Here is a 12,515-nt window from a genome sequence, read left to right on the forward strand (position 1 = left end):
AGGAAATACCATAATAAACAATAAACAAAAGTAAAGAGAGAGACAATGCATTTCAAACTCACAAAATTTTCGTGTTTATTAATTGCACTAGTTTTTGCATTTAATGTTGAAGCTAAAAAGCAGGTAATGACATTAGAACAAACCGTAGAAGCTAGGTCGGTGAGGAGTGTTTCTGTATCACCCAATGGTTTGTCTACCGCATATACGTTAAGCGTACCTCGCGATGTTTACGCTGAAAAAGATGGTGCCAGCTATTTGGAGTTGCACTTGATAGATTCAAAAGGGAATAGTCGACGATTTATTACTGGTAAAGTTGCGGTTAGCTCCATCGCCTGGAGTCCTGATAGTCAGTATATTTATTATTTGGCCAAAAGAAATGACGACAAGTACAAAAGTATTTATCGAATTGCAGTTGATGGTGGCGAATCTGAAAAAATCATTTCAACCAAAAATGACATAAGTAATTTTAGCATTAACTTTGACGGTCGAAAGCTTGTTTATCTGGCCAAGCCAGGTAAAGACAAGAACGAAAAAAAATTAAAAGATAAGGGATTTAAAGCCAAGGTCTACGAAGAGTCTATTGAACTGGCGAGCGCTTATCTGGTGGACCTGGAAAACCTGAAAAATGAACATGAAAAGCTTGATATTCGGGGTCATGTGCATTCAGTGAAGAGTCATCCGAAGAAAGATGAGTTGCTGATACGTGTTTCTCCTACAGCATTGATTGATGATAACTATGTCGCTTCACAATATCAGGTTGTTGATTTTTCCGGCAAAGTAAAAACGCGATTTGAAACTGAAGGAAAATTAGGTAATGCGAGCTGGTCAAAAGATGGAAAACTGATTGCAATTATCGGAGCTGCTGGAAAACACGACCCTGCCGCAGGCCGATTATTCGTGGGGGAAGTTACGAGTGGAAAGTTGTCTGAGCCAGTAAAAAACTATCAAGGACATGTGAGGTCAATACAGTGGCTATCTGAATACCAACTCGCTTTTTTGGGGCATGTCGGAACAAAGAGTCAGGTTTCAATTCTTAATGTCGATAATAACAAAGTAACAACAAGAGTTGCTGCCGGTGATCTAGTATTAACATCTCTTTCAGCAGATCACGAAGGTAAGTTATTGGCTGGCACAGCGAGCTCTGATAGCACGCCAAGTGAAGTATTTTATTTCTTTCAGAATCAAACTAAAAGAATGACTGTTTCCAACCCGTGGTTAGAAGACATTCTAATGCCGAAACAGGAAACTATTACCTATAAAGCCAGAGATGGAATGGAACTTGAAGGAGTTCTTATTTATCCGTTGAATTATAAGAAAAACAAAAAGTATCCGCTGATTATGATGGTGCACGGTGGTCCTGAAAGTCATATCAGTGATGGCTGGCTTGATCGCTATTCTTATCCGATAAAGCATGCTGCAGGCCAGGGTTTTGCTGTTTTTCTTCCAAATTATCGTGGAAGTACTGGTCGTGGTGTCGATTTCTCAAAATTGGGTCAGGCTGATTATGCTGGTGCAGAATTTAATGATCTGGTAGATGCTATCGAGCACCTGTCTGAAACAGGCCTTATCGATAAGAAAAAAGTAGGAATTACTGGCGGGTCATATGGCGGTTACGCTTCTGCCTGGGCGGCCACTGCATTGAGTGAACATTTTGCAGCGAGTGTTATGTTTGTCGGGATTTCAAATCAACTTTCTAAATTTGGTACCACTGATATCCCCAAAGAAATGTATAATGTGCATGCACGTAATTATCCCTGGGATAAATGGCAATGGATGCTTGAACGAAGTCCAATTTATCATACTGACAAAGCCAAAACTCCTATCCTAATTATGCATGGAGAGAATGACACTCGTGTTCACCCAAGTCAGTCAATGGAATTATACCGGTATATAAAAACACGCACTGATACTCCTGCAAGACTCGTGCTATATCCAGGTGAGCCTCATGGTAATCGTAAAGCCGCGGCACAAATGGACTATAGCATGCGACTAATGCGCTGGATGAACTACTATTTAAAAGGCAAAAATAAAGGTAAAACTCTACCGCCTTATGAGTTGGACCATAAGTCAAAGTTAAAGGAAGATAAAGAATAGTATTCTGTATGTCTTAACATTGATTTCAGAAAAGGCCTTCCAACAGGAAGGCCTTTTTTAAATCCCCCGAAATTAAAATTTCTAACAACCGACGTTCGACTATTCTGATAACGCTTTTTTAACTACCGTTTTCATCGGCATCTTTAATTTTTTCGACTAAAATATTAAAGATAGTAAAAACTCAATTATAAAGATACTTAATCTGTATTATCTATTGAAGGAGCCGATGAGTGGATAAACTGGACAAGGTAACGAGTGCTGTGCTTTGCGCCTTGACTACCCATACTGTTTTTCCTTCTCTGGCCGCACAAGAAGATAAGGAAGAAGATGAGTCAAAGATTCCAGTGATATTGGTGACAGCGAGCAAGAGATTGCAAAGTACGCAGGATTCTCCCATTGCAGTTCAGGCAATTTCAATGGAAGAGCTTAAACAACAAAATATTGGAAATTTTGATGAATTTGTCCGTTACGTTCCAAATGTTGCTATTGGTGGAAGAGGACCTGGGCAATCTGATATTTTTATTCGAGGCATGGCTGTTCAACCGATTGCGGTGATGCTCTCGGGCGCACAGGGGACTATGCCAAATGTGGCGTTATATATTGACGAACAGCCCGTTACTGCTCCTGGCAGAAATCTTGACGTCTATGCCGTCGACCTGGAACGTATTGAAGTTTTACCTGGACCCCAAGGGACATTGTTTGGTGCCAGTTCGCAGGCAGGCACAATTCGCTATATAACCCGCAAACCTAATCTGTATGATTTCGAAGCTGGAATTTCTACCACTATTTCCTCAACCTATAGGGGAGGTAATAATAACTCGGTAGAAGGTTATATCAATATTCCGGTGAACGAAAAGTTTGCTATTCGTACCGCATTTTATAACACGCGTCACTCAGGATACATCGATAATGTTCAAGGTGAGTATTCTCTTGATCCGTCAATTAATCCAAATGTCGCAGAAAGCATAAGAATACTTCCGGCTAATACTATTTATCAAAGTATAAATAACACGTCGCTCATCAAAGAAGATTTTAACGACAGCTACTATAGCGGTTATCGACTGAGCGCTAGTTATTTGTTTGACAATGATTGGGAGCTTTTAGTACAGCAGGCTCAGCAAGAACTCGGCGCTGACGGCGTATTTGATTATGATCCAGAAATTGGCGACTTGGAAGTATCTCGATTTTTCCCTGATTACTTACGCGATGAATTTGACCAGACAAGTTGGACCCTTAAAGGGCGAATGCTCACCTTGGAAATTGTTTACGCCGGGGCTTTTCTGGATAGGGAAGTCAACCAGTCAATTGATTATACTGGTTACAATAATTCTGGTGCATTTATTCCATGGTATACCTGTACTTATGACGCAGTCAGAGAGTGTCTTGATCCAACTAAGGGTTTCATTGGTCAGCAGTTTCACGAAAGATTTACTCAGGAATTGCGCTTTTCTACCGATCCTGAAAAAGAGTGGCGTGCTACTGCAGGTATTTTCGTAGATGATTTTACCATTAAAACGCTGGATAACTATTTATATCTAGCTGCTCCTGCTCTGGGCTTTGTTCCTAATGCACCGCTTTCCAGTGCAAATAGTATTAATCCAGATGCAAGAGCAGAATCAGTAACTTTTTTCAACGACATTACCCGAAGCGAAAATCAGTGGGCTTTATTCGGTGAGATTGAATATGATATTAACGATGATTACTTTCTGATATTGGGATTACGAAAATATTCTATTGAATCAGATTTTACTGGGTCTTCGAATTTTGCTGAAAAAAATATCGATGGAGATGCCGGTCGAGATTATGATCTAAGTGGCGGTCATAGTAACACGCCGCTTAAAATTGATGATGTGATCCCTAAACTCAGTTTGGGTTATAAAGCATCGGAAGACCAATTATACTACCTGACCTATTCGCAAGGCTTTCGTCCAGGAGGATTCAATCGAGGGGGCGGGATCGAGTCGGCAAATCCTGAATTTCCTGATGTCGCTGTCACCTATCAAACTGACAATGTTGTTAATTACGAATTGGGTTGGAAAACTGACTGGTTAGAGCGAGAGCTACGTTTTAACGGCTGTTTCTATTTAATAAAGTGGAGTGATATGCAGGTCTCAAGATTTGACCCGGTTAACGTTTCAATACTTACCTTTATTGAGAATGCTGCGGATTCGGAAATAACCGGGTTAGAAGGCGATCTAACCTGGGCTACTACTGAAAATTTAACCTTATATGGTTCATTTTCTATTAATGATACTAAGTTGGTTAACCTGAATGCGCAGGCGATTGAGCTGGCTGAATTAGGAAGTGAACTACCAATGACACCAAAATCACAAGGGAATTTGCGTGCGCGTTATGAATGGGAACTGGGTAAATACCAGGCAAGCTGGCAAATAGGATGGCAACTTGCCAGCTCTTCCTGGAGCTCGATAGTCGCTGAGGAGAGAGAGAAACAGGAAAGTTATTCCTTAATTAACCTCTCTTTCACAATGGAGAAGGAAGACTGGCAAATGAAGCTTTTTGTAGATAACCTTGCCGATAAACGAGCGCAGCTTTTTATCAACACACAGGATGATATTCGAAGAATTACTACTAATCGCCCACGAACTATTGGCTTAATGCTAAGCTACTACTATTAGTTGTGAGATATAAATTTTACAGCTACCAACATAACCGAGCGGCAGCAAACGATAAATGTCACAACTTTTCTATTCAAGTGAAATTTCAGACGTAACTTTGATTGAAATCGAAAAATCAATTAAGTCTATGATCGATTCAGGTAATTTCAAAGGCGCCGAGTGCCTGGCTGCAGACAGGTTAAAGTCTTTTCCGGATAGTATTTCTCTGAACTATTTGCGAACAGTATCTTTGCGTTATCTTAACAAACTGGATGAGGCTAAGAAAAGTGCAGAGTTTTTGTTGACACTGGCGCCCTGTTACGGGCGAGCCTATCAGGAACTTGCTCATACTCTATCCGCATTGAATCATTTGAAACTCGCACTTAACAACTATCTATTGGCGGTTAAATTTAATTCTACTTTGCTTGCGAGTTGGCGCGCGATAGAAAAGCTAAGTAAATCTGAAAGAACTATATATGAGCAGGCAAAAAGCGTAATCAGCTATCTGCAAGTGCTACCCAGAGAATTACTAAGTGTTGCTAGTATGATAAATGAGGGAAACTTGGAAAAAGCTGAAAGACTATGCCGTTTTTATTTACAAAAAAATCCTCAAGATGGCGAGGCCATGCGTCTTCTGGCGAACATTGGAAAGCAGTTGGGAGTTTTGCATGAAGCAGAGTTTATTTTGGAAAGCTGTCTAGAATTTGAACCTGGAAATCGACTGGCACAAGTAGACTATGTTAATGTTTTGCACAAACGACAAAAATATTCTCAGGCTTACCATGAAGCGAAGCAACTAGTTTCTGCTGAACCTAATAATGCGGCATATGAATTTCTACTCGGAGATCAGTTGTGCGCTCTTAATCGAGTTGATGAAGGTATTGAATGCTACCAAAAAGCAAGCAAAGTACTGAAAAACAATGAAGTACTTTGGTTGATGTTGGGGCATGCTTACAAAATGAAGGGATGTTTTGATAACGCGGTGCGGAGTTATCATATTGCCTGTGAAATTCGTGCTGATTTCGGTGATGCCTATTGGAGTCTGGCGAATCTTAAAACGTATCGATTTACAGATAATGAAATAGAAACAATGAAGACTATCGCAGAAAAAAAATCGATTTTAGATGCTGACAGATATCACCTCTATTTTGCTCTGGGTAAAGCTTTCGAAGATAATGCTGACTATAAAAACTCCTTTGCTTTTTACGAAAAAGGCAATCAGCTCAAACAAAATTCTATTGGATATCAAATAGAAAACACCCGAAAAAAGGTCGAGCGACAAATTAGTGTGTTTAGCGCTATTAAGGAGAGCACTCTTTGTGAGAGAGGAGAAGCTGACTTAGTGACACCTATTTTTATCGTTGGACTTCCTCGAGCTGGCTCTACTTTGATTGAGCAAATTCTTTCGTCTCATTCAAAAATCGAAGGCACTATGGAGCTTTCTAATATTATTGCCATGGCATGCCAGCTGTCTCGCAAGGTATCTTTAGCAAAGGGACGGGTTGTAGGCTATCCACAAATTCTTAGTGAACTCTCGATTCATGAGTTAAGTGAGCTAGGTAAAACATATTTGAATGACACTAAAATTCATCGTAGTGATTTACCTTACTTTATCGATAAAATGCCAAATAATTTTTTACATGTCGGGCTGATTCTCTCTATATTACCGCATGCCAAAATTATTGATGCCAGACGTAGTCCTATGGCCTGTTGTTTTAGTTGTTTCAAGCAATTATTCGCGGATGGTCAGGAGTTCAGTTATAGCCAGGAATCGATAGCCGATTACTATGTGCAATATACCAGATTGATGGATTACTGGAATCAACGTTTTCCAGAAAGAATTCTTAGAGTTAATTATGAGGAAACGGTCGACGATCTGGAAAGTCAGATTAACCGATTGTTAGGTTTTATTGGCCTGTCTTTCGAGGATTCGTGTCTGAATTTTTTTCAAACCCGGCGCTGTGTTAGAACCGCGAGTGCGCAACAGGTGCGTATGCCAATATACAAAAATGCGAAAGCACAATGGGAAAATTACGAGTCCTATCTTTCGCCATTAAAGAAAATACTTTCCGAACATGAAATTATTTAGACGGTTTTAGTCGTTTTTTATTATACTCCGCCATTGCGCAGGAGAACTCTGGTTATCGGTGTTGGTGTATTGGTTATTTTCTTTTGAGGATAACCCCTGCATTGTTGTCTCGTTTGTATATTGTTATGACTTCAAAAGAACATTGGGAAAAAGTATATACCAAAAAAGCAGTATCAGAGGTTAGCTGGTTTCAGGTATCCTCTGGTTTGTCGCTGAAACTGATCTGCAAAGTCGCTCGCTCGAAGAGTGTCGCGATTATTGATGTTGGCGGCGGTGCTTCGGTTCTGGTTGACGAGCTTTTGGCATCAGGTTACCAAAATTTGACTGTGATTGACCTGTCAAACTCAGCAATGGAAGCTGTCCGAGAAAGGTTGAAAGAAAGAGCGTCGTCGGTTGATTGGCTTCAGGATGATATCCTGAGTTACCCTTTTGCTGAGAGTAGCTATGATATCTGGCACGACAGAGCTGTATTTCATTTCTTTAATTGTGACAAAGAGCGAGAGTTATATCTTGCTCAGGCGAAAAAGGCCTTGAAGCCAAATGGTAAACTGGTTATTTCGACTTTTGCCGAAGACGGACCTGTGCAGTGTAGCGGACTAGCGGTTACCCGCTATAGCGTAAAAAAATTAAGCGAAACGGTGAAAAATGGATTTCAGCTAGTTGAACATTACCGTGAAATTCACACAACGCCCTGGCAGAGTGAACAGACATTTATATATTGTGTCTTCCAATTGATTGAGCCTGTTTCTCCAAGTTAACTCTCATTTTTTTGCGCGTTAGCAAAGTGCGCAATCTTAAAGAGCTGCTTGCAAATTTAGATGTTATAAATATTGTAAATATCGATGAACAATAAAGTATTGCTTTCATATATCAGTGTTGTATTGATCTGGTCAACTACGCCACTGGCAATCGTGTGGAGTACAGATTCTGTGCCTCCGTCGATGGCGGTTTTGTTGCGCATGACAATCGCAATTATTCTTGGGCTCCTGGTGATCTGGTTAAAACGAATCGCCTTCCCATGGCATCGCAAGGCGATTTTGTTGTACGCCTATTCTGCTATGGGGATTTTCGGTGGAATGATTCTGGTTTATCTGGCCGCTCGCTATATAGCATCGGGCACCATATCATTAATTTTCGGTCTTGCTCCTATTTTATCCGGACTGCTGGCGGTAAAAATTTTGGGCGACAGTCCTTTTAGCTGGATAAGAAAATTAGCATTGTTGGTCGCTGTACTAGGACTGGGTGTTGTCTTTTCGAAAAATTTGGGTGTCAACTTTTCTGATTGGCCGGGTTATCTTTTTATTTTGTTTTCAGTGTTTTTCTTTTGTCTGAGTGGTGTGCTAGTAAAAAGTGTTAGTATTCTAATTAGCCCTGTTGCAACTACTGTCGGAGCATTGCTACTGAGTTGGCCTTGCTTCTTGTTGGCTTGGATATTCATGGATGGTACATTAGATTACGAATCCTGGTCGTCTCGCGCTATTTACGCCATTACTTATCTCGGTGTGATGGGCTCCTTTATAGGGTTTGTTGCCTACTACTATATTTTGCAGCAACTATCGGCGACTACTGTTGCCCTGTTGACACTAATGACTCCGGTATTGGCAATATTGCTTGGTGTATTTCTCAATGGAGAGAGTTTTACTCTTCATCTCTTCATCGGTGCGACGCTCGTTCTATCCGGTTTGCTCCTTTATCATTTTGGTGAGCGTTGGCTAAATCAAAGAAAAAGGCTGGATTAACGACTATGCCAGAGTTAATTCTGGCCATTCCAGAAATTTTCCATGATACTTAATACCTGAGAAGGCGCTTCAACTTGTGGATAGTGACCGACTTCCTTTAATTCAACGACCTTTTTCGAAGGAACTCGACTGGAAAAACTGTCGACCATTTTCTTTCCTGAAATCGGATCTTCAATGCCATTAATAAAAAGTAAAGGTGACGGATGTTTTTCCATTGCGCTCACCCAGCGCCGCTGGTACTGCCTTCTTTCCTGAATATAATTGACGAGTTTCGGAATAACCGCTCTTCCATTGTTGAGGTTGATTTGTTGCCAGTAGAATTCAAGTTCTTGCTCGGGACGAGGGACATAGCAAATTTGCGAAAACTGTTTCTTAAATTTTGAGTAACTCATCAATTTCGCAACAAGTGGACCAAACGGAGAAAGCAGTAATTTTTGAATCGTTGAAAGTTGAATCGCATCAAAAATGATGCCGCCGTTTAACAAAATATTTGAAGTATATCTGATTTTTTTATCGGCAATGTCCCGCGCCAGCAACTCCTGAGCCACTGTATCGCCATAGTCATGAGCCAACAGTTGTACTTCATCGATATCACAGTGCTCAAGAAGAGATTCGACTATATCTGCCTGCTCAAAAAATGAATAGTCATACTTTACCGGTTTGCTGGAAAATCCATAACCGAGCAGGTCGAGAGTGATTAGACGATAGCGGGTACTTAACTTGGGCCAGAGTTGATGCCAGTCCCAGCTGGACGTCGGGAAGCCGTGGAGCAGTAATAACGCGGCTTTGTTTGGCGCTTTGGTGTCAATATAGAAAATGCGATGGTTGTTAAATCGAAATTCGCTCCCCATTGCTTGCCACTGGTCGATATCAATTATTTTCATCTGCTTTCATATCCGAATTATTCTGCTGATTTTTCTTCGCTTCTTTTTGCTTCTGAATGACCACCGTTTTGATTGTATGCTCCACTTTGGGATCTGGCAAAAAAATTTGAGTCAGAAGTGCGAAAACAATTGCACCGGTTTTCCGCTTTCTCGCTTTGTTGTTTATCCACATAAAAAGCCGTATGAGAAAAAAGAAGAGCAACCAGGGAATATACAGCAAAATAATGGATTCGAGCATTTCAATTTGCTCGCAAGACAATTTTTGTCCCGGCAAGAGGAGGGATTTTAGGAGTTCCATTTTATTCCTTAAAAATATAAATATTTAGAAATACATTCGACAGCGTGTAGTGCCGCTGTTTGTGAATAGTAAAAGGTAATCTTCTAAAAATTTGTCAAGGTGTATTAAGGAGCAGTAAACTGGATTATTGAGTTGACAAAATCGGTCGTTGAAAATGTCGATGAAAGTGAGGTGATAGCGTTTACGAGTTGCTCTTTGCTATCCGATAGGGCTAAAAAGGAAAAGTCATGTTGGTAAGAAAAAGCTGTCTCAGGGTATTCAACATTAAAGAAATGAATTTTCTTCAATTGTTTAACTGTTTGCAATAAATCCGGGAGATCTGACTTGCTTTTTTTTGAGCTTTGAACGGCTGAATTTTGAGTATCTGAGATTTGAGAATCTGAATTTAGATTGAACGCTAACCTATCTGTCGATTCGATTTCGGAAAGCTCGGTAATCTCTACTTTTACCGAATCCCACAGTGTAGCTTGTGTTAATACTGGCAAAGCTAAAAGCCCTGTAATAACCGTAAGAATAGAAGCAATCCAATAACGCATGGGGAAGTAAAAATTTGTGTGATACAGAAAGTTTAAATAGTGGGGATGACTTTATGTATTTCAAGACGATATAAAGTATTTTGTTTTCGTTAAAAGGATTTTTATACAGCAAACAATTCAGCAAAAACTATTTCTCGTAAAAAAAGCCACCGTGAGGTGGCTCTTTTATTTTGAATCGGTTTTATTCATGTTCCTGATGACCAACCCATCGCACATGAGTAAGGTGACGAGTACCATCGGGATCGATCCTTATAAAAGTTTCAGAGTTTCCTCTTCGTCCCAGCGACATACCCCAACCGGTTTCCTTGGCGCTATCGGGAAGTGAGGACTTATTGCATCCTTTGCCGGGAGGAGAATTGCAACCGCTGTCGCCACCACCGCCGCCGGTATCGAAAGAGTCGTAGCTGTCGGTGTGGCCATAAATAGCTTCAAGCTGATTATAGTCGTGTTGATTGGGCTCAGGATAAGGTGGATCCTGATAATCCATACAACTAAATAGCGGTTGGTTGTTGAAGTCTTCGTCTTGATGACCGAGCCCGATATCATGACCCAGTTCCTGACAGGTAACGCTCTGCTTCCATAGCGGATTATTGTAATAATCCCAGGCAAAATAGGTATCGTTTAGCTTGGTATAGCCCTTAACGATATGCCCGTTGCTATCAACCGAAATGCCGGCGATTCCCAGCCAGCCGTTTTGACCGTAGGCCAGATTACAAATTCGTATGGTTCCTGATTGTGCATTGCATTTGCGCCGGGTTCGCGTGCTGGTGTCACCCGTTTCTTCGACTATATTTAAAACTGATGAATTCGACCAGTCGACAACGGCTTGAGTGACATAAGAGCTCCAGTCGCTAGTTGTACTATCGACCAGTCTTAGGTCAAACGAAGTGGTAGTTCTTGCCCAGTGGTAGCTTCCCCAGGCATGATTTGCTATTGCAGAGAACGCGGTAAAATAGAAAATGGTTATTGCCGTGATCCTGAATATAAAGCCTGATCTCAATTTCATAGTACACCTCCAAACTACGCGTCCCTGATAACTAAGTTTAATATAATTTTTGCGTTAAATGTTGAACTGAGATTTCACGTTGGTGCTTTGCAAGTCTTGAAGGTGTTACTTATAACGTATTAAAAGTCTATGAAATATAAGAATTTTTTGCCGCTCGGCAGAAGCGGAAAAACTTGAGTGTTAAGAATAAAATAATATCTAAAATCAATTGTTGACTTCATGAGGAACTAAAAGCCGCCCTATTTTGACGGGGCGGCTTTTAAAATACTCATCGTATTAGTGAGCATGTTCCTGATCATGTCCTACAGCCCAGAGCACATGGGTTAAATGGCGTGTGCCATCAGGGTCAACTCTTAAAAATACTTCCGAGTTTCCACGACGCCCCAACGACATTCCCCAGCCGGTTTCCCGTGCACTGTCTGGAGTCGCGCCTTTATTACAGCCCTTGCCGGGAGGCGCATTACAGCCACTGCCGCCGCCATCGCCGCCGCCAGCGTAGGAGTTGTAAGAATCAGTATGCGCGTACATTGTACTGAGCTGTTCGTAGTCGTGCTGATTTGGATCTGGCCAGGGTGGATCTTGATAATCCATACAGGTTTTTAGTGAAGTATTGTTAAAATCTTCATCCTGATGATCAAGGCCCAGATCATGCCCTAGCTCCTGACAGGTGACGCTTTGCTTCCAATCATCGCTATTGTAATAATCCATGCTGAAGTAGGTATCGTTTAGTTTGGTATAACCTTTGCTGATATGGCCGTTGGAATCTAATGAAATACCGGCAATACCAAGCCAGCCGTTTTGGCCATACGCGAGATTACAAATCCTGACCATCCCTTCCGGTGCGTTACATTTTCTTCGAGTTCGCGAGCTAGTGTCGCCATTGGTGTCTTCGACGAAGTTCATCACGTTCGAGCTCGACCAGTCGTTGGCAGCTTTGCTGACGTAGCTATCCCAATCACTTGTTGTGCTGTTAATTAACTGAAGATCAAAAGAGGATGAGTTTCGGGCCCAATGATAATCGCCCCATGAGTGATCTGCAATTGCAGGTGAAGATAACAGTGCTAGAACTACCGCACTCCTTACGATTTTTCTCATTATTTTACTCCTTGTGTTTTAGTGTTCACTAAAAGCGTAGGAAATTAATATTGAATTCGCCGTTAAAATAATTAATAAAACGAGATATTTTAATTGTGGTCAGACCTTTTTCGAAGTTTGCTGCTTTTGCAAAATCTATCTTGCAGGTATCGATACAGG

10 protein-coding genes are annotated in these 12,515 nt (G+C 41.1%); 5 read left to right on the forward strand and 5 right to left on the reverse strand.

The window, feature by feature from the left end; genetic code table 11:
- Window positions 1–45 precede the first annotated feature (45 nt).
- The 5 genes from IYN84_RS11120 to IYN84_RS11140 all read left to right on the forward strand — a co-directional run bounded on the left by IYN84_RS11120 (window position 46) and on the right by IYN84_RS11140 (window position 8,537).
- Complete coding sequence (locus IYN84_RS11120; protein ID WP_196139296.1) at window positions 46–2,094, forward strand: S9 family peptidase; 2,049 nt, start codon at window positions 46–48, stop codon at window positions 2,092–2,094.
- A gap of 230 nt (window positions 2,095–2,324) precedes the next feature.
- Complete coding sequence (locus tag IYN84_RS11125; RefSeq protein WP_210330411.1) at window positions 2,325–4,730, forward strand: TonB-dependent receptor; 2,406 nt, start codon at window positions 2,325–2,327, stop codon at window positions 4,728–4,730.
- Window positions 4,731–4,785: 55 nt separating this feature from the next.
- The gene (locus tag IYN84_RS11130) at window positions 4,786–6,798 is read left to right on the forward strand and encodes a sulfotransferase (protein WP_196139297.1); all 2,013 of its coding nucleotides are present in this window, start codon (window positions 4,786–4,788) and stop codon (window positions 6,796–6,798) included.
- Window positions 6,799–6,923: 125 nt separating this feature from the next.
- Window positions 6,924–7,556: a class I SAM-dependent methyltransferase gene (locus tag IYN84_RS11135; protein ID WP_196139298.1), complete on the forward strand. Its 633-nt coding sequence runs from the start codon at window positions 6,924–6,926 to the stop codon at window positions 7,554–7,556.
- A gap of 84 nt (window positions 7,557–7,640) precedes the next feature.
- Complete coding sequence (locus tag IYN84_RS11140; RefSeq protein ID WP_196139299.1) at window positions 7,641–8,537, forward strand: DMT family transporter; 897 nt, start codon at window positions 7,641–7,643, stop codon at window positions 8,535–8,537.
- 14 nt (window positions 8,538–8,551) lie between these two features.
- Here the strand turns inward: IYN84_RS11140 and IYN84_RS11145 are convergent, their stop codons facing one another.
- From IYN84_RS11145 to IYN84_RS11165, 5 genes are all read right to left on the reverse strand, one after another.
- Entirely contained in the window at window positions 8,552–9,421 is an 870-nt protein-coding gene (locus IYN84_RS11145; RefSeq protein ID WP_196139300.1) for an alpha/beta fold hydrolase, read from the reverse strand.
- Entirely contained in the window at window positions 9,408–9,719 is a 312-nt protein-coding gene (locus IYN84_RS11150) for a hypothetical protein (protein ID WP_196139301.1), read from the reverse strand. The genes IYN84_RS11145 and IYN84_RS11150 overlap by 14 nt, the downstream gene beginning before the upstream one ends.
- 104 nt (window positions 9,720–9,823) lie before the next feature.
- Complete coding sequence (locus tag IYN84_RS11155) at window positions 9,824–10,255, reverse strand: hypothetical protein (RefSeq protein ID WP_196139302.1); 432 nt, start codon at window positions 10,253–10,255, stop codon at window positions 9,824–9,826.
- A 181-nt stretch (window positions 10,256–10,436) separates the two neighbouring features.
- Window positions 10,437–11,261 (reverse strand): hypothetical protein, encoded by an 825-nt coding sequence (locus IYN84_RS11160; protein WP_210330413.1) that lies wholly within the window; start codon window positions 11,259–11,261, stop codon window positions 10,437–10,439.
- Window positions 11,262–11,537: 276 nt separating this feature from the next.
- The gene (locus tag IYN84_RS11165; RefSeq protein ID WP_196139303.1) at window positions 11,538–12,356 is read right to left on the reverse strand and encodes a hypothetical protein; all 819 of its coding nucleotides are present in this window, start codon (window positions 12,354–12,356) and stop codon (window positions 11,538–11,540) included.
- Window positions 12,357–12,515: the final 159 nt, after the last annotated feature.

Origin of the sequence: Aliikangiella sp. G2MR2-5 (assembly GCF_015687155.1) — a bacterium.
Lineage (GTDB): Bacteria > Pseudomonadota > Gammaproteobacteria > Enterobacterales > Kangiellaceae > Aliikangiella.